The following is a 21,473-nucleotide window of genomic DNA, read 5'->3' as shown; positions in this document are numbered from 1 at the left end:
AAAATTTATACTACATATGAAAACAAAAATTTTATTAGTACTTTTTTTTACAAGCTTATTTGGTTTTAGCCAAAAAAAAGAAGAAAAAACAATCAATGGAAAAGATCTATTCGACAAAGTATACAATAGTTACTCTGGAAAAAAGCTATCTATAGTAATCTTAAAAGATGGAACAAAAATAGAAGGTTACAAAAAAGATGTAGATAGAAAGAAGGGACAGATTTATTATATTAAAATTAAAGAAGAAAAGTCTCGTAAAAAATTAAAATTTTATTCTGAAAAGATTAAAGAAATGTACTTATACCCAGGAGGTTTAGAAAAGCTTTCTAAATCTTTCAGGCATGTTTATGACGTAAGACAATGGGAACGTTCTGACCTAGATAACGAAGTTATTAACCAAGGATATATTTATTTTAAAAATCAGAAAGTATCTCTTAAAAACAGGAAAAAGGAAAAAGAATATATGATGCAATTAGTAAACCCTACTTTTAGTAAATATATTGAAGTTTTCGGAGACCCTAAAGCTAAAGAAACAACTAAATTAGGTATGTTTGGTTTTAATGTTGCTGGAGGTCTTGCTAAATCATACTATATAAAAAAGGACGGAGTTATATTTTGGCTTCGTAAAAAAGAATTAAAAGTGAGATACGAAGGTTTATTTGGAGACTGCGAAGAGTTCATGAAAAAGTATCCAGTAAAAGATATTAAATGGCGTTATTTTAGTGAATATATACTTGAATACACCAAAATGAGAGCTAAACAATAAAAAACTAAAACCCATTGAAATATCAATGGGTTTTTCTTTTTTATACTTATACAAATAGCTATTTTTGTGCATCTTATTAATAATTTTCAATAAAAAATATATAAAATGAAAGTAACAGTTGTAGGAGCAGGTGCTGTAGGCGCAAGTTGTGCAGAGTACATTGCTATTAAAAATTTCGCTTCAGAAGTTGTTTTAGTTGATATTAAAGAAGGTTTTGCAGAAGGTAAAGCTATGGATTTAATGCAAACTGCTTCTTTAAATAGTTTTGATACAAAAATAGTTGGAACTACTGGAGATTATAGCAAAACTGCTGGTTCAGATATTTGCGTTATTACTTCTGGAATTGCTCGTAAGCCAGGAATGTCTCGTGATGAGTTGTTAGGAATTAATGCAGGTATTGTAAAAACTGTTGCAGCTAGCTTAGTTGAACAATCTCCTAATACTATTATTATTGTTGTATCTAATCCTATGGATACAATGACTTACTTAGTACACAAAGCAACTGGTTTACCTAAAAATAGAATTATTGGAATGGGTGGTGCTTTAGATTCTGCTCGTTTCAAATACCGTTTAGCTGAAGCTTTAGAAGCTCCTATATCTGATGTTGATGGAATGGTTATCGGAGGACACTCTGATAAAGGCATGGTTCCTTTAACTCGTTTAGCTACAAGAAATTCTGTTCCAGTATCTGAATTTTTAACAGAAGAAAGACTAGAACAAGTTAAACAAGATACTAAAGTTGGAGGTGCAACTTTAACTGGTTTATTAGGTACTTCTGCTTGGTATGCACCAGGAGCTGCTGTTTCTGGAATGGTTCAAGCTATTGCATGTGATACAAAAAAGATATTCCCTTGTTCTGCCTTATTAGATGGTGAATATGGTTTATCTGGTTTATGTATTGGTGTTCCTGTTGTTTTAGGTAAAGGCGGAATTGAAAGTATTGTTGAAATTAAGTTAGACAATGCTGAAAAAGAACATTTAACTGCTTCTGCTGAAGCTGTAAAGAAAAATAACGAAGCGTTATCTTTCTAATTAGCTTTTAAAAATAAATTTTTAATTTGAAGCCTGAGTTTAAAAAACTCAGGCTTTTTTTTATAAAAAAACGTTAAAATCTTCTTCTCTTTGTAAGATTATTAATTTTCAAACGTCTTTAAGATAAGAGAAACATAACTTATGTTTCTTTTTCATAGTTTTTCATAGCAATTTTCCCACTTCTTTTTTGGAGTGGGTTTTCTCTTTTTATCATTTAAATACAAGTTAAGGAAAACTATTTTTTTTGGTATTGATGAGGATTTTTTCTAATACCTTTTGTAAAAAATTTTCGTAAAAAAGATCTTAAATTACTATCAATCTTCAAGAATACATTTTTAAACCTCTCTTCCGGCCTACCCCTAAATGTAGTAACATGAAATGTATCACTTTCTAAATATGAGATATCAGAAAAATAATAATTAGAAACACAACACCTCACCGCATCAACATTGACCTTACTAACTGAGTGCCATGAGTTTTGATGAGTAGCCATAACAACTAACCTATTAAATCTACTTTCTACTACAACAGGTTTGCTCTTCAAGCCTTGTTCCCACAACTCTAAATTACCTCCATGTTCTAATTTCCAATTAGGAGTAACGTAATATAATAGATTTAAAACGCGCCATTTATCTCTATCTTTATCGTGTGAGTTATCTAAGTGTGGATTCAAATAATTATTCTTCTTCATTAATGATAATCCTCCTGCATATAAATTTTCATCAGCATACACTTTATCCAACCCACAAATATCACTAATTAACCTTACATTTTTTTCTTCTTGAAACGCATAAACAACCTCCTCTAATAAAGCGTTGTACGTATTCATTTGATAAGCAACATACTTAAACTCTCTAATACTTTTTTTCTGCTTAGTAACTTCAACTTCAGGAAAAGAATCATAAATACAAGTAGCTAACTCATCTGGCAACAAATCATCTAAAAAAAAATATCCTATTGTTGATTTCTTTTCTTTATAAAAAATTTTTAATTCATCTTTCTTTTCAGTAATTCTTTTAAAAATCAAATCACCTATTTCTTTTCTACTTAACTGCATATTGTATTTTTTTTAGAAAGAATTTGCAACTAGATAGAATATAAAATACCGGATAAAAAACCATAGAACTTGCTTCAGTTTTTAATTTAGTTTCCTCTTTATACATATTCCATTTTCCCATTTTAGAAACTCCCGAAGACAAACATTGTGCAATAAATACCTCTATTATTTTATAACTTAATTTTCTCTTGTATAAATTTATATTCATAGCATAATCAGATAAAATCTTGTATTTTAAACTATACTTAGTATTTACAAATAATGATTTTTTATAAAATGTAGCTTGGTGATGAACTGAATTCCGTATCCAAATTTTCCAGTTCCACGTTGCTTTCTTTTCAGTTTTGTTTTTACTATAAATAAAAGGATAGAAGCCTTTTATTTTATAATCAACCTTTCCAAAAATTAACTCCAAATCTTTTTCTTCAAAAAACGTTGCTATATTCTTTAAAACATCTTTGTCATAAAACTTATCATCTGTACCTAAAAAGTACAACCAATTTCCCTTCGACTTACTTATTCCTTTATTCATGGCATCATAAATACCTTCATCTTTTTCTGACAGGTAAAAAAAAGGAGCATCAAGTGTTTTCAAAAATTCTTTAGTTCCATCACTGGAATCTCCATCAATAACCAACACTTCATAATTTTTATACGTTTGCTTTTTTATACTAAACAAACATTCTTTAAGTTCTTTTAAATTATTAAAAGAAGGAATGATTATGGATATTTGTGGATTAATAATAGTTTAATTTATAAAAAAGTTATCTAATTGCTTTTGTTCTTTTTCCCAACACAATGTTTCCTTTGCTATTTTTTGATTTGATTTAATTTGGTTTATTAAATCTTTATTCTTTAATAAATATTTTATAGTTAAAGCGATATTTTTAGGCTCATAATTTTTCACTAAAACACCAACACCAAAACTACATATTACCTTTTTTATTTCAGGTAGGCTTCCCGCAATTATAGGTAATTCTGCATGAATATAATCAAACAGTTTATTTGGTAATGAATATTCAAAACTTTTACCTAAAGGCTCTTCTAATACCATTCCTAAAGTTGCTTTCTTAGTGTAATTAGGCAATTTCCCCCTTTCTACTCTACCTAAAAAATGAACTCTATTTGTCATTTTTTTTACTTTCACAAAAGTTTTAAGCTCCTCCTCTACTTTCCCATACCCAATAATTACCAGATCTACACCTTCTAAAAATGCTAACGCTTCAATCATAGGTTTTATTCCTCTTCCTGGGTTTAAGACTCCTTGATATAAAATTACTTTGTTTTGAGTTGGAAAATTAACCTCTTCAAAGACTGTTTCTTGATTAGCAAAAGGTAAATTTCTCACCAACCCCATTGAATTGTTATATTTTTTATGATAAAAATCTACAATAGATTGACTTACTGTAAATGATTTTTTAATCTTTGGTAAAAAATAGTTCTCTAATTTCCTCCAAAATCCTTGCACTATTTTTCTACCCTGTAGTTCTGGACCTTCAGAAAACAATTCATGACTATCATATATTAAATCTGTTTTTCTTAGTTTGCTTGCAAAAAAACATGCTGGTAAAGTATCTAAATCATTTGACAAGACAAAATCATACTTTTTAAACAACAAGAAAAAAAACAACCTAATATTATATTCAGCATAAAACCAAACATTATTATTGAACCAATGTTTTTTATGATATATTTTATACGGCATATTTATTTCAAAAGTCCCTGGTAAAACCCTTCCATAAACAAAAACCTCAAAACCTTTTTCTATAAGATAACTACATGTTTTTTGAACTCTATAATCCGTAGAAAAATCATTAGTTACCGCAACAAAGACTGTTTTAGTATTTTTTATAGAATTGCCTTTAGACATTTGTTTGTTGTTGCACTACCTCAAACAATTCACCACCTTCACACTTAACTGTTTTTTGCTTATACTTAACAATTAACTGATAATCATGAGTAGCCATTAAAATTGTTTTTCCGCTTTTATGTATTTCATTTAACAACTCCATAACCTCTAAAGATGTTTTAGGGTCTAAATTACCAGTAGGCTCATCTGCTAAAATCAACTCTGGATCATTTAATAAAGCTCTTGCAATAGCTACACGTTGTTGCTCACCACCAGAAAGTTCAAAAGTTTTCTTATAGTACTTTTCTTTCATTCCTACTTTATCAAGCACTTCATGAATTTTATCTTTCATGTCTACTTTATTTTTCCAACCAGTAGCTTTTAGCACAAACTCTAAATTTTCATATACATTCCTATCATTCAACAACTTAAAATCCTGAAAAACAATACCTAATTTTCTTCTTAAAAAAGGAATATCTTTTTCTTGCATTTTTTTTAAGTCAAATCCAACAATACTCCCTAATCCACGTTGTAAACGTAAATCTCCATATAATGTTTTTAATAAGCTACTTTTACCACTACCTGTTTTTCCTATTAAATAATAAAAATCCCCTTTATTTAGTGTAAAGTCGATTTTAGATAAAACTAAATTATCTCTTTGATAAATATCAGCTTTGTTAAGATGTAAAACAGGTATATCCATAAGTAAAATTGTTTTTTACAAAATTAAAATTTTATTACGTAATTCTATAACATTTATTACTTTTGATGATTATTCCTCCAACAAAAATAAAAAACTAACGTTATAGTTTCTAGATAACTAAAAAATATGAGAATTAATTGTATTAAAAAGAATGTTTTCTTTTTACTTTTTTTAGCTTGTACAACTGGTATTATTGCACAAAAAACAACATTTAATGCAACAGATAATGCTGATTTTTACAAAGCTACTGAACTTTATAATAATAAAGCTTATGCCGCAGCACAAAAGCTTTTTGTTAAAACTTCAAAAGAATCTGAACCTCATAAAAACATAAAAGCTGATGCCGATTATTATGACGCAATGTGTGCTATAAAGCTGGTTCAAGATGATGCTAACGATAAAGTTTTAAGCTTTGTTGAAAACCATCCGTATAGTAATAAAAAAGAAAAAGCATATTTAAATGTAGGTAATTATTATTTTTCTAATCGTAAAGCCGCACATGCTTTAAAATGGTATCAAAAAGTAAATGATAAGTTATTAAACCAAGAAGAAAAAAACGAATTAAATTATAAAATAGGTTACTGTCTTTTAGTTTCAAACTACTTAAAAGATGCTAAAGAACGTTTTAAAATGCTATTAGGAAATCCTATATACGGTAATGATGCTCGTTATTTTTATGGATACATAGCCTATAAACAAGAAAACTTTGGTGAAGCAGAAGACAACTTAAGTCAATTAGCTAATGACGCTACTTATCAAGCAAAAGCTAACTATTATATTTTAGATATTAGTTTTAAAGCTGGTCGTTTTGATAAATCTGTTCAAATTGGTGAAAAATTATTAAACACTTCTAAAGACAAAAAAGAAGTTTCTCAAATTTCAAAAATTATTGGAGAAAGTTATTTTAACTTAAAACAATACGATAAGGCTATTCCTTACCTTACAAAGTATAGAGGTACTAAAGGAAAGTGGACTAATACTGATTACTATTATTTAGGATACGCCTATTATAAAAAGGGAAACTATGAAACTGCTATTAAAAATTTTAATAAAATTATTGGCGGTACCAATAAGGTAGCTCAAAATGCATACTATCATTTAGGAGAATGTTATTTAAGACTTGACAAAAAAGCTGAAGCTTTAAATGCTTTTAAAAATGCAAGTGAAATGGATTTTGATCCTAAAATTACTGAAGGTTCATGGTTAAATTACGCTAAACTAAGTTATGACCAAGGAAATCCTTATAAAAGTGTACCTGAAGTTTTAAAAGAATATTTGGCTAAATATCCACTTTCTCCTGAAAATAGTGAAATTAGCGAACTTTTAATAACCTCATACTTACATCAAAGAGATTACGTAGGAGCTTTAGAATACTTAAACAGCAACAAGAAAAACCCTGAAAATGAAAAACTAGCTAATGAGGTTTCTTTATACAGAGGTATTCAACTGTTTAATGAGCAAAAGTTAAACGAAGCCAAACCTTATTTTTTTAATGCAACAAAAGCTGAAAATGCTATTACTGTTAATAAAGCAAATTATTGGTTAGCAGAAACTGAATATTTATTAGGCAACTATGATATTGCTTTAACTCAATTTTTATTAGTTACTGATGATTCTTCTGCGAGCTTCAATCAGTTAGATTATAATATTGGTTACACTTTTTTCAAATTAAAAAAGTATAGTGATGCTGCTAATCATTTTCAACAGTTTTTAGATAAAAAAAATGATAATAACGATTTAAATGACGATGCTTCAAATAGATTAGGAGATGCTTTTTATGCCACTAAAAAATATAACAAAGCAATTGCTGCCTATAATAAAGTTATTCAAGAAGGAGGTACTGGAGCAGATTATGCACAATACCAAACAGCTATGAGCTATGGTTTTTTAGGCAAAAGTGACGATAAAATAGAAAACCTAAGAAAAATTTCTAATAGTTATGAAGATTCTCAATTAAAAGATGATGCTTTATTTCAGCTAGGAAATACATATACAACAACAGGTAGTGTTCCTAAAGCGCAAGCTGCATATAATAGAATACTAACTAAACATCCTAAAAGCAGTTATGCTCCAAGTGTTTTACTTCGTCAAGGTCTTTTATATTACAACAACAATAACAACAACAAAGCTCTACAAAAATATAAAGCTGTTGTAGCTAAATATCCTAATTCAAATGAAGCTAAACAAGCGGTTACTAACGTTAAAAATGTATATATAGACATAGGTAAAGTTGATGAATATGCTTCTTGGGTTAAAAATGTAAAATTTGTAAATGTATCAAATGCCGAGTTAGACAATGCTACCTACCAATCTGCTGAAAACAAATTTCTAGAAAACAACACTAACAAAGCTATTGAAGGTTTTACAAATTACCTACAACGATTTCCGAATGGAGTAAATGCTTTAAAAGCTCATTTTTATTTAGCGCAATCATTAAATAAAATTAAAAAAGGAACTGCTGCCAAACCACATTATGAATATGTAGCAGCACAAAGTAAAAATGAATTTACTGAAGAGTCTTTAGCTAAACTTGGACAAATTTATTTAGACAATGATGATTGGAAAAATGGAATTCGAATTCTACAACAATTAGAAAAAGAAGCAAACTATCCTCAAAATATCATTTTTGCGCAAAGTAATTTAATGAAAGGTTATTATAATGACAATAAGTACTCAGATGCAATTACCTACGCTGAAAAAGTTTTAAGTAATGGAAAAATAGATAACTCAGTTATAGAAGATGCTAAAATTATTATAGCTCGTGCATCACTTAAAACTGATGATTATCAAACTGCTGAAGAGTTCTTTATAGAGGTGAATAAAAAAGCCACTGGAAAACTGAAAGCTGAATGCCTTTATTACAATGCTTTCTTCTTAAATGATCATAAAGAATACGATGAATCTAATAAAGCTATTCAAAATTTAATAGCTAATTATTCTAACTATAAATATTGGGGAGTTAAAAGCTATATTATTATGGCTAAAAATCATTACGCTTTAAAAGATGCGTACCAAGCAACCTATATTTTAGAGAATATTATTAAAAATTTCACTCAATATAAAGACGTAATTGAAGAAGCTAAAAACGAATTACGTACTATTAAAAATAAAGAAGCAAAAACCAACGAATCAGTAACTAAACAAAACTAACATTTGTTACAAACTAAAGCTAAACACTTGAAATCAATGAAAAAGCACGTATGGTTACTTGTTTTATTTACAATATCAATTGTAAATGCTCAAGATAAAAACACAAAGAAAGCAAAAGATACTATTATAAAAACAGAAGTAGTAAAAGTAATTACTTCTTATGTTCCCAAAATTACTGATGCTTTTAAAATAAAAGAAAAGCCTACAATTACGCACACGAAAGAAACTGAAAAGAAAAAATTAGATTATCAAATATTTTCTGTTCCTGTTGCTTCTACTTTTATTCCTAAAAGTGGTGCTTTAAAAAAGATAAGTCTAGGAAAACGTGAGCGCTTATATGATAATTATATCTCTGCAGGATTTGGTAATATCGTATCTCCTTTTATAGAAACATATATTAGAAAAAGTATGAATCGTGATAGTGAATCTGGTGTATATGCTAAACTTCTGCTATCACTAGACCCTGTTGAAAACACCAAACTAAGTAGTACTTACTATAATTTAGATATTGATTTATATCACCAACAAGTTCAACGTTATTTTGTTTGGGAAGCAGGATTAAATTTAGAACGAAATAAATATAATTGGTATGGATTGCCTACAAATATTGATTTCACAAATGGTACAATTGATGCTATTGAAGAAGCTCAAACATATGGATACTATAACCTTTATGGAAAAATTAATTTTGATGATTCATATATAGACACCGCTAACGGATCTGTTTCTTTCTTTTCAGATGCTTTCAGTAGTAGTGAATTCAATATTGATGCTGCTGTTAATTTCAACTTTCCTTTAGAAGGAATTCATAGAAATTTAAATGATCTGTTACTAAAAACTTCTGTCAATTTTTTAGGTGGAAAATTTGCTAACGCATATGAAAGTCAAAATGAAATTAAATATAGTTTTTTAACTTTAGGAGTTAATCCTTATTATAAATTCAATATAAAAGATTTATCTATAAAACTTGGAGGTAAAGGATACTTTTCTATGGATATAGAAAAAACTGTAAACCATTTTTTATTATATCCTGATGTAGAAATATCATATCCAATTGTAAAAGACTTTGCTAATATTTTTATTGGAGCTACAGGAGGTCTAAAAAACAATACGTACAAGAATTATTCTGACAACAATCCATATGTTTCACCTACATTAGATGTCACTCAAACTAATGAGAAATATAATGCCTTTGGAGGAATTAAAGGAAAAATGAGTCAGCAATTTAGTTATAATTTTAAGGCTAGCTATTCCGATATTGAAGACAGACCTTTTTACACACTAAACTATTCTAAATCTGACGGAAAAAAATCTACTGGCAGCAATGGTTTTATCTTAAATGGTTATGAGTTTGGGAACTCTTTTAGAGTAATATACAATGACACTAAGTTAATTTCATTTTTTGGTGAAGTTGCTTTTGAAGGCATAAAAAACTTAACCGTAGGTGCTAACCTTGAATTCAATAAATTTACACTTGAAAATCAGTTACACCCATGGAACGAACCAAAAATTAGAGGTGAATTATTTGGAAGTTATAAAGTTGATAAATGGTATGCTGGAGCTAATTTATTTTTTGTGGGAGAAAGAAAAGGCGTACAATATGACGGTATAACACCTTCTCCTTTTACAACTGTAAATTTAAAAAGTTATATAGACATTAATTTTAATGGAGGGTACCATTTTCATGATGACTTTTCTGTTTTCTTAAATTTAAAAAACGTTTTAAACAACAACTATCAGCAGTATACAAACTTCGGGGTTCAAGGATTTCAAGCATTAGGCGGAATCACATGGAAGTTTGACTCATTGTTTTAAAATGAAAAGATTAATACAGTTATTAATTTTCATTTTACTAACTATAATCACTCAAGTTGGCGGTATAATTTTTATACTGTCAACTTTTTTATTTTAAAAAAACACTCCGTACAAAAAACTAAAAAACACAACAATTTTTATTGGAATATATTTAACAGCTACATTTATTTTAATACCACCTATCGCCTCTTTTTGTGGAAGAGAAAAAATAAGTAATTCTAGTTTTGTTTCTCCTCACTCCTACTTAACAATAGTATTAAACAGAAACTATGTAAGCACTCCCCTAAACAAATCATTACAAACTATAGGTAAAAAATTTAATGATAAATACCCGAATCTACAACTGGTATATCTAGATGCTAATTTTCCTTTTCTTAATGGATTTCCTTTACTACCTCACTTAAGTCATAATGATGGAAAAAAAATAGACCTTTCATTTATTTATAAAAATATAGCAGGAAAACATACCAATCAAAAACCATCCAACACTGGTTATGGTATTTTTGAAATACCTAAAGAGCAAGAAAAAAGCACTACTAATTTCTGTAAATCAAAAGGATATTGGCAATATAACTTCACTAAATACTTAACATTTGGTTCAAACAAGAGTTTGATTTTTTCAAATACAGCAAATGCATTTTTAATTAACTTAATTGCAAAAGATAAAAATGTTCAAAAAATTTTTATTGAACCTCATTTAAAAAAACGATTAAGTATAAGTTCTACTAAAGTTCGCTTTCAAGGTTGTAAGGCAGTTAGACATGATGATCACATTCATTTTCAAATTCACTAATACCTTAAACTCTACTAACTAACCTAGATTTAATATCTCCTACATAATAATTACCAGTTATTTAGTACTTACGCATGGTTCAAAAATTATTTTAAGTGTTTTTTAACACCACTTTGTTTATGCACCTAAGTTGCAAATTCAAAAGAAACCCTTATATTCGCAACTTAGTTGCTTTAATTGTTTAATCCATGAAATTTACTTTATCTAAATCAGATAATATTGGTATTCTTGCTAGTACATTATGCATGCTTCATTGCATTGCTACTCCTTTTTTATTTATTGTACAAACTTGCTCAACGAGCTGTTGTAATGCAACACCAACTTGGTGGCAATGGATAGATTACATCTTTTTAACTATTTCTTTTTTTGCTGTTTATCATTCTACCAAAAACACTTCTAATACTATAATTAAACCTGCTTTATGGGTAAATTGGTTAGCTTTATTTATAGTAATACTTAATGAGAAAACACAGTTAATCAATCTTCATGAAACAATTAAATACATAGTAGCACTTATACTAGTGGGACTTCATTTATATAATCAAAAATATTGTCAATGTAAAAATGACAAATGCTGCACAAAACATGGATAAAAAACAAATTGAATTAATTGGAGACAACCACATAAGCTCTAACATAGAAACGCCTTTATTACCAAATGCTTTTGATAAATCTGATGATGAAAAGATTAAAAATATAGAGCTTTATTTTGGAAAAATAATGACTGAACTTGGACTCGATTTAACTGATGATAGTTTATCTGGAACTCCATATAGAGTTGCTAAAATGTATGTGAAAGAATTATTTTATGGCTTAGATCCAAAAAACAAACCAAAACTATCAATATTTGAAAATAAATATGGCTACAAAAAAATGTTAGTTGAGCAGAATATCACAATTGATTCAGCTTGCGAACACCATTTTTTACCCATAACTGGACATGCACATATTGCTTATGTACCAAAAGATAAAGTAATCGGTTTATCAAAAATAAACAGATTAGTAGATTACTATGCACATCGCCCACAAGTGCAAGAAAGATTATCTCTACAAATTCTTAAAAATTTACAAAACGTTTTAAAAACAGATGATGTAATTGTAATGATATGCGCTAAACATCTATGTGTTTCTTCAAGAGGTATAAAAGATAAAGATAGCTACACAACAACTTTAGAGTATGGCGGATCTTTTAGTGATAAATTAAATCGTGACGAATTTATAAATATAATTAATAATCAAACACCATAAATTATGATAACTAAAGAACAAATAGTAAACATTCAAAATAACTGGGGAGAAGGAGTTGTAAAAATTGGTTCATTAAAAGATAACAGAACTGAATGTGAAAATTTTGCAAGTCAATTTCTTGATGAACTTTATAACTTTGAATCTAGATTGGTATTATTTAAACCAACTAAATGCTCATTAGAACAATTTAGACCCACAAAACCAGAGGCTTTATCTTATTTTATTGCTGGAGAAAATCGCGCTTGTGAAGAGGATAAAGGATTCGCTATACAACCATGGACAAAAGTACGTTTTGAAAATTCTAATCTAATTTTAGAAGAAAACCGCGCATTAGCAATGGGTAATTATTTTTTCACTGATTTAAACGGTAGTGAGGCAAAAGTTGAATATACTTTTAGTTATAAACTTGTTAATGGAAAACTAAAAATTGATTTACACCATTCTTCATTCCCTTATAATCCTAAAGTTATAAGCTAATGCATAACCGTCTTTTCCTTTTATGTCCTACAGATTGTTTAGAATCTACTATCAACAATGAATTTAAGTGTAAAAATTATTTTTACACCTCACTAGGAAATTCTTTTGTTACTAATAATAAAACGATTGAGTATCTAAAGCAAACAATTAATAAACATAACATTAAAGAAATATCATTTATTTTATCTAGTAATAATGACATTATTAACGATGCATTAAGCACTCAAGATTTTTCAAAAATAAGGGGATTAAAAAGACTATACGATGAAATTATACAACAAAAAAAACATACTGAAGTATTGTGGAAAAATACAGATAGTCAGTTTTCAATTCTTTCTTATTTCTTGAATTATAAAATAAAAGAGTTACAGTTTGAATTAGGTGGTATTATAAATTCTAAGTTAAAAATTAATGGTAAGATTTACAATCGGTTTGAGGATGTTTTTGAAAACATTCATCCAAACCTAATTTGTATTCAAAAACATTACCTAAATTAAATACAAATGGAATACAACAGAAGAAAGTTTATTTCCTTTTTAGGCAAAGCTAGTTTAGGCGCTATTATTTCACCACCCTTTTTAATTAGCTGTGGTAAAAATAGTACTCCTTCAAATACTAAGAAAGTAGCTTATAAAAATCTTGAAAAATTAAAGAAAGTTACTTTAGAAGCTTTAGCTCCTACAAACGAAGATGATTTAGTATTAACTAAAGGATTAGAATATCATACCATAATAAAATGGGGGGATAAAATTAATGACACCGACACTTTTGGATTTAACAATGACTTTAATTGTTACATCCCTTTTGATGATAATAATCCTAAAGATGGATTATTATGGGTTAATCATGAATACGTAAACCCCCTTTTTGTCTCAAACTTTAATTATAGAGAATCCAAAAAACTTAATCAAGATAAAACAAAAGAACAAGTTGATAAAGAAATGTACAATGTTGGTGGAAGCATTGTAAGAGTTAAAGAAGAGGATGGAATATGGAAAATTGTTCCAAACGATCCACATAACAAACGAATAACAGCTAAAACTCCAATGAACCTTAACTGGGATCATCCTATTAAAGGAAAAAACACAGTTATTGGAACAAATAGTAATTGCTCTGGAGGAATTACTCCTTGGAAAACATTTATCACATGTGAAGAAAATTATGATAGTTGCTTTGGTGAAACTAAATATGATGAAACAAATGTAGCTACTCATCAACCAAGTAGCTATGGGTGGGAAAAATTTTACAATTATCCTCCCGAACATTATGGCTGGGTAGTAGAAATAGACCCAAACAGTGGAGCTGCTCAAAAACATATAGCGCTAGGAAGGTTTGCTCATGAATGTTGTACATTATATGAACTTAAAGATAAACGAGTAGTAGCATATACTGGAGATGATAAAAACGATGAACATTTATATAAATTCATTTCTTCAAAGCCACAATCTTTAAAAGAAGGTACACTTTATGTTGCCGACACTATCAATGGGAAATGGCTTGCGTTAGACTGGGATAGTCAACCTATTTTAAAAGACAAATTTAAAAATCAAACAGAGGTTTTAATTAGAGCTAGAGAAGCTTCAAAGCTTCTAGGTGCAACTGAATTAAACAGACCTGAAGATATTGAAATTGATCCAATAACAGGAAACATTTTTGTTTCACTAACTAATAACAAAAGTAAAGGTGATTTTCATGGTTCTATTTTAAAAATTGAAGAAAACAACTTTGCTTTTGATGCATTAACCTTTAAAGCTTCTACCTATAAAGCAGGTGGAGAAGCTAACGGGTTTTCATGCCCAGATAACTTAGCTTTTGATTTATCAGGAAATCTTTGGATGACTTCTGACATCTCAGGAAACTCTATGAACAGAGAGGATAAACCTTATGTTCCCTTTAAAAACAATAGCTTATTTGTAATACCACGACACGGTATAGATGCAGGAAAAGTAGTTAGAGTTGCCTCTGCTCCTATGGATGCTGAATTTACTGGACCATGGTTCTCTCCTGATGGTAAAACATTATTTTTAAGTGTACAACACCCAGGAGAACAAACTAGAGATCTAAAAAATCCTACAAGCAAATGGCCTTTTGATAAAGATGGTATTCCTAAACCAGCTGTTGTTGCTATTACAGGTGATTTAATCGAAAAAATGAATATGCTTAATAAAATAGAATCTTAATCAAGATTAAGAAATCATGAGGTATAAACTAGCTACAATTTTACTTTTTATTCTTTACAATTCTTATAATTTACATGCTCAAAATGGAAAAATTATAAAGAAAGAAAAACTTATTTTAAGTAAGTCAACACTAACAAAAATTCAAAAGGCTGATTCTAATATGATTTCAGCATTAAAAAAAGTTGAGTTTTATAGTATAACATACCTATCTGACTCATTAAAAATTAAAGGTTTTATTGCTAAACCAATTAGGGAAGGTAATTTTCCTTGTATTATTTCAAATAGAGGAGGTACTGGAAATTTTGGAGAATGGAACGAAACTGGCGTTGGTTTCTTTCTTGGAAAACTTGCAAGTTGGGGGTATGTTGTAGCAGCTAGTCAATATAGAGGAAATAGCGGTAGTGAAGGAAAAGAAGAAATAGGCGGTAGTGACGTAAATGATGTTTTAAACCTTATTCCTACTTTAAATGAAATTGAAAATGCGGACACCTCTAGAATAGGTATAGAAGGTGCTAGTAGAGGTGGCATGATGGCCTACCTAGCCCTTAAAAAAACTTGTACTTTTAAAGCTGCAGTAGTTCTTGCTGGTGCAGCCAATGCGTTTACAGCTCTTAAAAATCGTCCAGAATTTGAAAAACATGTATACGCCAAGTATATTCCAAATTATAACGACAACAAAGAGAAAGAACTTAAAAAACGATCTGCTGTATTCTGGGCTAATAAAATGTGTAAAACAACACCAATTTTAATAATGCATGGAAGCTCAGATTGGCGTGTTCAAGCTACTGAATCATTAGAATTGGTAAGCAACTTATATAAGTATAAACATCCTGTCCGTTTTATTTTATTCGAAGGAGCTGATCATGGAATAAGAGAATTTCGTGATGAATTTTTCTCTCAAACTAAAAGTTTTTTTGATTATTACTTAAGAGATCTTAATGATTTACCAAACATGAAATTACACGGAAGATAAAAAGTTAAGTACTTAATAAGCTTTCCTATAAACTTTAAGGCTTTTACTCATGTGAATGCATTAAAAAAAGTCGGATACTAAAAAAGAACATCTTTAAATTAAATTGAAATATAAACCATTAACTATTTCAAAAACAACATGAAAAAACTACCAGTAACAGTATTAAGTGGATTCCTAGGAGCTGGAAAAACCACATTATTAAACCATGTACTACATAATAAAAAAGGTTTAAAAGTAGCGGTAATTGTTAACGACATGAGTGAAGTTAACATTGATGCTCAATTCATTGAAAATGAAAATACACTATCTAGAACAGAAGAAAAACTAGTAGAAATGTCTAATGGTTGTATTTGCTGTACTCTTCGTGAAGACCTTATGGTAGAAGTAGAAAAACTAGCATCTCAAAATAAATTTGATTATCTATTAATTGAAAGTACAGGTATAAGTGAACCTATTCCAGTTGCACAAACATTTAGTTTTGAAAGTGAAGACGGGAAGATAGATCTTAGCCGTTTTAGTTATATAGACACAATGGTTACAGTTGTTGATGCTTTTAATTTCTTAAAAGATTTTTCAAGTTCAGATTATCTTACAACTAGATCACTTACAAATATAGAGGGTGATAATAGAACTATTGTAAATTTATTAACTGATCAAATTGAATTTGCAAACGTAATAATCATTAATAAAATTGATCTTGTAACCGCTGAACAAGTAGAAGAACTTCATGCTATTATTCATAAATTAAATCCAGAAGCTGAAATCATTACAACTAATGAGTCTCAAGTTGAATTAAAAAATGTTCTTAATACTGGCTTATTTGATTATGAAAAAGCAGAAGCATCAGCTGGTTGGGTAAAAGAGTTAGAAAATGAACATGTCCCAGAAACTGAAGAATACGGTATTGGATCTTTTGTATTCAGAAATAAAAAACCATTTCATCCAGAACGTTTTTTAACTTACTTAAACCAACATTTCCCACAAAATATTATCAGAAGTAAAGGCTTATTTTGGCTAGCTTCAAGACCAAATCAAGCTTTATTGTGGAGTTCTGCTGGAGGCTCTTGTAAAGCTGATAACGCAGGTGTTTGGTGGGCTTCCATGCCTTTTTCTGAACGAATTAACTATGCTTCATTTACTGAAAATAAAGATTTAATTGAATCAACCTGGGATTCTTCTTTTGGGGATAGAAAAATAGAGTTAGTTTTTATTGGACAACATCTAAACAAAATAAAAATGATCAAAGAATTAGAAAATTGTTTGTTAACAGATTTAGAAATACAAGCTTGGAAAAAACAGTTATTTCCTAAACAAGACCAATGGCCAATAGCTATTTAAATTTCCTATAAAGAATATAAAAACATAAGATGTTACAAACAGAATACCTTACTTTTCAATATAAAAAAGGAAATCAAATTTTTAAATTTCCAAATATTACTTTAGAAAAACGAGAAAACTTGCTCATTTTAGGGAAATCTGGTATTGGAAAAACAACACTACTACATCTTTGTGCTGGTTTATTAACTCCTCTTTCAGGAAAAATAACAATCAACAAAACAGACATTAATTCACTATCAAATAATGAATTAAATACATTTAGAGGTAAAAACATTGGGCTTGTTTTTCAAAAAAATCATTTAGTTCAATCTTTAAATGTATTTGAGAACTTACAAACACGTCTTTTTTTCAGCAAAAAAAACACAACTAACAAAGAGATTGAAGATCTATTGAAGCAGTTAGATATTTATGATTTAAAAAACAAAAAAGTAAACAAATTAAGTGAAGGTCAATTACAGCGACTAGGAATAGCTTTATCTATAATTCATAATCCCAAAGTTATTTTAGCTGATGAACCCACCTCTAGTTTAGATGATCAAAACTGTAATACTGTTATTAAAATTTTAAAAGAGCAGGCAAAACTAACAAGTGCTAATTTAATCGTTATTACTCACGATCATAGACTAAAATCACACTTCCAAAACTCAATTACATTATGAACATTTGGAAAATTAGTATTCAAAATATAAAATCAAAACCATTATATAGTTTTTTAAGCATTTTTATTTTATCGCTAAGTGTCACCCTTCTTTTAGGTATTCAACAATTAAAAAAATCTTTTGAAACTCAAATTGAAAATAACTTAAGCCAAATTGATTTAGTTATTGGAGCCAAAGGAAGTCCTTTACAGTTAACCTTAGCTTCTGTATTACATATAGATAACCCAACTGGGAACATTCCTTATGAGGATGCCAAAAAAATAGGTAAAAACTCAATGATTAAACTTGCAGTTCCTATTTCTTATGGTGATAATTACAAAGGATATAGAATTGTAGGTACAACAAATCAATTTATCTCTCTTTATAAAGCCGAGTTAAAAAAAGGTCGTAAAGTTCAAAAAGCTATGGAAGTGATTTTAGGAAATACCGTAGCTAAGGAATTACACCTAAAAATAGGAGATTCTTTTTTAAGTTCTCATGGACTAATAGAAAATAATATAGAGGTACATTCAGACAAATTAACGATAGTAGGTATTTTAAAACCAACGCAAAAAGTAATAGATCGCTTAATAATTACCAATTTAGAAAGTGTATGGGAAACACATGATCATGGTAACAATGAGCATCATGAAGAACAAGAACATCATGAAGAGCATAAACACCATGAAGAACACGAAGAACACGAAGAACACGAAGATAAAGAAATCACCTCTTTATTAGTAACTTTTAAAAATCCAAGAGCTTTTTTAACTATTCCTAGAAAAATTAATAAGCATACTAGTATGCAAGCTGCTTTGCCTAAATATGAATTGGGGAAGTTATATAAATACACAAACATTGGACTTCAAACTATTTCTTGGATAGGTTATTTAATTCTTATAATTTCTTGTGTTATTATTTTCATAAGCTCCTATAAAATGATAAAAGAACGAGCTTTTGATTTAGCTATTTTACGAACTTATGGAGCTAATAATTATCAATTAATTAAGATGGTAATTTACGAAGGTGGAATTATAGTATTAATTGCTTTTTTATTGGGGTTCCTATTAATCAAAATAGCATTAGGAACTATCGTTAGTTTAATACAAATTAGTAACCAACAAATTATACTTCAAGAATTAGTTTTTAAAGATTTTTTGCAAATAGCTTCGTTTGTTTTCTTAATGGTCTTTCTTTCCATTTCTTTAGCTATTTATCCAATAATAAACATGAATATATCTACAATTTTAAGCAATGAGAAATAAAGTTCTTTTTATGTTTTTTTTCCTATCTTTTTATTTGACCTTTGGTCAGCAAAAAGTAACTTGGAAAGATTTATCTAAAGTAAAATTTACGGAAAAATATTTCCCTGATTATAATGAAACCTTATTGCATCCAAAATTTTCAGACTCTGTTAAAGCTTTAGATGGAAAACAAATAACTATTACTGGTTATTTTTTAAGTTTAGACCTTAGCGAAAAATACAACATCTTATCAAAAGGTCCAATGTCTGCTTGTTATTTTTGTGGTATTGGTGGTCCAGAAACCACCATAGAACTACAATCTAATTTTAAACTAAAATTTAAAACAGACAATATAGTATCAATAACAGGAACATTAAAACTTAACGACTCAGATGTTGAACATTTTAATTATATACTAACTAACTGTAAAGGAACGTTAGTTAAATAAAATTTTATTTAAATGAAATTATCATATTTATTTTGTTTTTTTTTGGCAATTACTTCCTGTAAAAAAAACAAAACACACCTCACCAAAATAACTGCTAAAACAATAGCAATTGATAGTACCATACAATCTTCAGAAAAAATAGATGACACTATAGCTCCTTACAAAAAAAAGCTAGCAGATAATATGTCTAAAGTACTAAGTTATACGCCAGAAAAATTAACTAGACAAGGTATTAATATGCAAAGTAATTTAGGAAATTTATTAGCTGATTTATGTATTGAAATGGCTGCCCCAATTTTTAAAGAGAAAAGCAACACCTCTATTGATTTTTCTATGTTTAATCATGGAGGAATACGTGCAACAATTCCTGCTGGAAAAATAACAAAAGAACACGCTTTTAAATTAATGCCTTTTGAAAATGAGCTCGTAGTAGCAGAAATTACAGGAAACAAAGTAATTGAACTTGTTAATTATTTCATCGAAAACAAAGTAGCGAACCCCCTATCGAAAAATATAGAATTAACAATTAAAGAAAACAACTACTCTTTAAAAATTAATGGTGAAATATTCGATAAAAATAAAACATACTCTGTATTAACATCTGATTTTTTACAAGGCGGTGGTGACAAAATGATTTTTTTTAAAAACCCAAAAAAGTTAACAAAATTAAACTACAAAGTTAGAGACGCTATTATCAACTACTTTAAAAAAGTGGACACCCTGAAAACCTCAATAGATAACCGCATAATTATTAAATAATGAAAAGACGTGATTTTATTAAACAGTTAGGAGGAGCTTCAACACTTGCTATGGTTGGTGGAATAACATTACCGTCATTTATTCCAAAAAAACAAAAACATATCACCATTCTACATACAAATGACACACATAGTCATATTGAGCCTTTTAAAGCAAATCATACTAGATACGCAAATAGAGGTGGTGTTTCTAGACGCGCGTCTTTAATTGAACAAATACGATTAGAAAACAAAAACACTTTGCTTCTAGATGCTGGAGATATTTTTCAAGGAACTCCTTATTTTAATTACTTCGAGGGTGCTCTTGAATTTAAACTAATGAGTATGCTGAAATACGATGTTGCCACTATTGGAAATCACGATTTCGATAATTCTATAAATGGCTTATATAAACAGCTCCCAAATGCTAAATTCGACTTTGTCTCTGCTAATTACGATTTTAAAAACACTGTTTTAGATACCCACGTAAAACCTTACAAAATCATTTTTAAAGATGGTATTAAAATAGGAATATTTGGATTAGGTATTGAATTGGATGGATTAGTAGACAAAAGAATGTATAAAGAAACTACTTATCTAAATCCTATTGAAATAACTCAAGACATAACAAACACCCTAAAAAACGAAGAACACTGTGATTTAATTATTTGTTTATCTCATTTAGGATATTATTATAGAAACAATCCTGACACCATTTCTGATTTAAACTTAGCTAAAGCTACTAAAAATATTGACTTAATTATTGGAGGGCATACGCATACATTTTTACCAAAACCAACTATTATAAAAAATATAGATGATAAAAACACTCTTATCAATCAAGTTGGTGCTTACGGAGTTAATCTAGGTAGAATTGATTTTTATTTTGATGAAAACAATAATAAATCATCTAATGGAACTACTATTTTAGTATAAAAAAGTTAACTAATTTTACTCGAATTTACATAAATAACCAAGACGTAAACTATATCCATTACATATTACTCTAATAATTATTAGTAATT

General features: G+C 28.7%; 20 protein-coding genes. 16 read left to right on the top strand and 4 right to left on the bottom strand.

Annotation, left to right across the window (positions count from 1 at the left end; genetic code table 11):
- Window positions 1-16: 16 nt before the first annotated feature.
- Complete coding sequence (locus DS884_RS02260) at window positions 17-766, top strand: hypothetical protein (protein ID WP_093870541.1); 750 nt, start codon at window positions 17-19, stop codon at window positions 764-766.
- A 105-nt stretch (window positions 767-871) separates the two neighbouring features.
- On the top strand, window positions 872-1,798 hold the full coding sequence (gene mdh / locus DS884_RS02255) for a malate dehydrogenase (protein ID WP_113785620.1): 927 nt from the start codon (window positions 872-874) through the stop codon (window positions 1,796-1,798).
- A 235-nt stretch (window positions 1,799-2,033) separates the two neighbouring features.
- Here the strand turns inward: mdh and DS884_RS02250 are convergent, their stop codons facing one another.
- The 4 genes from DS884_RS02250 to DS884_RS02235 are packed head-to-tail and all read right to left on the bottom strand — an operon-like array spanning window position 2,034 to window position 5,407.
- A complete protein-coding gene (locus DS884_RS02250) occupies window positions 2,034-2,855 on the bottom strand; it encodes a 2OG-Fe(II) oxygenase (protein ID WP_113785619.1) in 822 nt (273 codons plus the stop codon).
- On the bottom strand, window positions 2,842-3,579 hold the full coding sequence (locus DS884_RS02245; RefSeq protein WP_255414812.1) for a glycosyltransferase family 2 protein: 738 nt from the start codon (window positions 3,577-3,579) through the stop codon (window positions 2,842-2,844). The genes DS884_RS02250 and DS884_RS02245 overlap by 14 nt, the downstream gene beginning before the upstream one ends.
- A 24-nt stretch (window positions 3,580-3,603) precedes the next feature.
- Complete coding sequence (locus tag DS884_RS02240) at window positions 3,604-4,725, bottom strand: glycosyltransferase (protein ID WP_113785617.1); 1,122 nt, start codon at window positions 4,723-4,725, stop codon at window positions 3,604-3,606.
- A complete protein-coding gene (locus tag DS884_RS02235; RefSeq protein ID WP_093870536.1) occupies window positions 4,718-5,407 on the bottom strand; it encodes a cell division ATP-binding protein FtsE in 690 nt (229 codons plus the stop codon). The genes DS884_RS02240 and DS884_RS02235 overlap by 8 nt, the downstream gene beginning before the upstream one ends.
- 126 nt (window positions 5,408-5,533) lie before the next feature.
- Between DS884_RS02235 and DS884_RS02230 the strand changes: the two genes are divergently transcribed.
- The 14 genes from DS884_RS02230 to DS884_RS02160 all read left to right on the top strand — a co-directional run bounded on the left by DS884_RS02230 (window position 5,534) and on the right by DS884_RS02160 (window position 21,384).
- Window positions 5,534-8,557 (top strand): tetratricopeptide repeat protein, encoded by a 3,024-nt coding sequence (locus DS884_RS02230; protein ID WP_113785616.1) that lies wholly within the window; start codon window positions 5,534-5,536, stop codon window positions 8,555-8,557.
- A 36-nt stretch (window positions 8,558-8,593) separates the two neighbouring features.
- Window positions 8,594-10,372, top strand: coding sequence for a hypothetical protein (locus DS884_RS02225; protein WP_093870534.1), 1,779 nt, complete (start codon window positions 8,594-8,596; stop codon window positions 10,370-10,372).
- Between the two features lie 981 nt (window positions 10,373-11,353).
- Window positions 11,354-11,758: a MerC domain-containing protein gene (locus DS884_RS02215; RefSeq protein WP_113785615.1), complete on the top strand. Its 405-nt coding sequence runs from the start codon at window positions 11,354-11,356 to the stop codon at window positions 11,756-11,758.
- Window positions 11,751-12,413, top strand: coding sequence for a GTP cyclohydrolase I FolE (gene folE / locus DS884_RS02210; protein WP_113785674.1), 663 nt, complete (start codon window positions 11,751-11,753; stop codon window positions 12,411-12,413). Before DS884_RS02215 ends, folE begins: the two co-directional genes overlap by 8 nt.
- 3 nt (window positions 12,414-12,416) lie before the next feature.
- On the top strand, window positions 12,417-12,890 hold the full coding sequence (locus DS884_RS02205; RefSeq protein WP_113785614.1) for a hypothetical protein: 474 nt from the start codon (window positions 12,417-12,419) through the stop codon (window positions 12,888-12,890).
- The gene (locus DS884_RS02200; RefSeq protein ID WP_113785613.1) at window positions 12,890-13,387 is read left to right on the top strand and encodes a hypothetical protein; all 498 of its coding nucleotides are present in this window, start codon (window positions 12,890-12,892) and stop codon (window positions 13,385-13,387) included. The genes DS884_RS02205 and DS884_RS02200 overlap by 1 nt, the downstream gene beginning before the upstream one ends.
- Before the next feature lie 6 nt (window positions 13,388-13,393).
- Window positions 13,394-15,070, top strand: a complete 1,677-nt coding sequence (locus DS884_RS02195) for a PhoX family protein (RefSeq protein WP_113785612.1) — start codon at window positions 13,394-13,396, stop codon at window positions 15,068-15,070.
- A gap of 16 nt (window positions 15,071-15,086) precedes the next feature.
- Entirely contained in the window at window positions 15,087-16,043 is a 957-nt protein-coding gene (locus DS884_RS02190) for an alpha/beta hydrolase family protein (protein ID WP_113785611.1), read from the top strand.
- A 138-nt stretch (window positions 16,044-16,181) separates the two neighbouring features.
- A complete protein-coding gene (locus DS884_RS02185) occupies window positions 16,182-17,381 on the top strand; it encodes a GTP-binding protein (protein ID WP_113785610.1) in 1,200 nt (399 codons plus the stop codon).
- A gap of 29 nt (window positions 17,382-17,410) precedes the next feature.
- Window positions 17,411-18,040, top strand: a complete 630-nt coding sequence (locus DS884_RS02180; RefSeq protein ID WP_113785609.1) for an ABC transporter ATP-binding protein — start codon at window positions 17,411-17,413, stop codon at window positions 18,038-18,040.
- Entirely contained in the window at window positions 18,037-19,284 is a 1,248-nt protein-coding gene (locus DS884_RS02175) for an ABC transporter permease (protein ID WP_113785608.1), read from the top strand. The genes DS884_RS02180 and DS884_RS02175 overlap by 4 nt, the downstream gene beginning before the upstream one ends.
- Window positions 19,274-19,711: a hypothetical protein gene (locus DS884_RS02170; protein WP_113785607.1), complete on the top strand. Its 438-nt coding sequence runs from the start codon at window positions 19,274-19,276 to the stop codon at window positions 19,709-19,711. Before DS884_RS02175 ends, DS884_RS02170 begins: the two co-directional genes overlap by 11 nt.
- 12 nt (window positions 19,712-19,723) lie before the next feature.
- The gene (locus tag DS884_RS02165) at window positions 19,724-20,470 is read left to right on the top strand and encodes a 5'-nucleotidase C-terminal domain-containing protein (RefSeq protein WP_113785606.1); all 747 of its coding nucleotides are present in this window, start codon (window positions 19,724-19,726) and stop codon (window positions 20,468-20,470) included.
- Entirely contained in the window at window positions 20,470-21,384 is a 915-nt protein-coding gene (locus DS884_RS02160; protein ID WP_113785605.1) for a bifunctional metallophosphatase/5'-nucleotidase, read from the top strand. The genes DS884_RS02165 and DS884_RS02160 overlap by 1 nt, the downstream gene beginning before the upstream one ends.
- Window positions 21,385-21,473: the final 89 nt, after the last annotated feature.

Source organism: Tenacibaculum sp. E3R01 (assembly GCF_003318185.1).
GTDB lineage: Bacteria > Bacteroidota > Bacteroidia > Flavobacteriales > Flavobacteriaceae > Polaribacter > Polaribacter halocynthiae.
This window is presented reverse-complemented; position numbering and strand designations above follow the sequence as displayed.

Coding starts and splice junctions, on each gene's coding strand:
- DS884_RS02260 (WP_093870541.1), top strand. CDS start 17: ATGAAAACAAAAATTTTATTAGTACTTTTTTTTACAAGCTTATTTGGT.
- mdh (WP_113785620.1), top strand. CDS start 872: ATGAAAGTAACAGTTGTAGGAGCAGGTGCTGTAGGCGCAAGTTGTGCA.
- DS884_RS02250 (WP_113785619.1), bottom strand. CDS start 2,855: ATGCAGTTAAGTAGAAAAGAAATAGGTGATTTGATTTTTAAAAGAATT.
- DS884_RS02240 (WP_113785617.1), bottom strand. CDS start 4,725: ATGTCTAAAGGCAATTCTATAAAAAATACTAAAACAGTCTTTGTTGCG.
- DS884_RS02235 (WP_093870536.1), bottom strand. CDS start 5,407: ATGGATATACCTGTTTTACATCTTAACAAAGCTGATATTTATCAAAGA.
- DS884_RS02230 (WP_113785616.1), top strand. CDS start 5,534: ATGAGAATTAATTGTATTAAAAAGAATGTTTTCTTTTTACTTTTTTTA.
- DS884_RS02225 (WP_093870534.1), top strand. CDS start 8,594: ATGAAAAAGCACGTATGGTTACTTGTTTTATTTACAATATCAATTGTA.
- DS884_RS02215 (WP_113785615.1), top strand. CDS start 11,354: ATGAAATTTACTTTATCTAAATCAGATAATATTGGTATTCTTGCTAGT.
- folE (WP_113785674.1), top strand. CDS start 11,751: ATGGATAAAAAACAAATTGAATTAATTGGAGACAACCACATAAGCTCT.
- DS884_RS02205 (WP_113785614.1), top strand. CDS start 12,417: ATGATAACTAAAGAACAAATAGTAAACATTCAAAATAACTGGGGAGAA.
- DS884_RS02200 (WP_113785613.1), top strand. CDS start 12,890: ATGCATAACCGTCTTTTCCTTTTATGTCCTACAGATTGTTTAGAATCT.
- DS884_RS02195 (WP_113785612.1), top strand. CDS start 13,394: ATGGAATACAACAGAAGAAAGTTTATTTCCTTTTTAGGCAAAGCTAGT.
- DS884_RS02190 (WP_113785611.1), top strand. CDS start 15,087: ATGAGGTATAAACTAGCTACAATTTTACTTTTTATTCTTTACAATTCT.
- DS884_RS02185 (WP_113785610.1), top strand. CDS start 16,182: ATGAAAAAACTACCAGTAACAGTATTAAGTGGATTCCTAGGAGCTGGA.
- DS884_RS02180 (WP_113785609.1), top strand. CDS start 17,411: ATGTTACAAACAGAATACCTTACTTTTCAATATAAAAAAGGAAATCAA.
- DS884_RS02175 (WP_113785608.1), top strand. CDS start 18,037: ATGAACATTTGGAAAATTAGTATTCAAAATATAAAATCAAAACCATTA.
- DS884_RS02170 (WP_113785607.1), top strand. CDS start 19,274: ATGAGAAATAAAGTTCTTTTTATGTTTTTTTTCCTATCTTTTTATTTG.
- DS884_RS02165 (WP_113785606.1), top strand. CDS start 19,724: ATGAAATTATCATATTTATTTTGTTTTTTTTTGGCAATTACTTCCTGT.
- DS884_RS02160 (WP_113785605.1), top strand. CDS start 20,470: ATGAAAAGACGTGATTTTATTAAACAGTTAGGAGGAGCTTCAACACTT.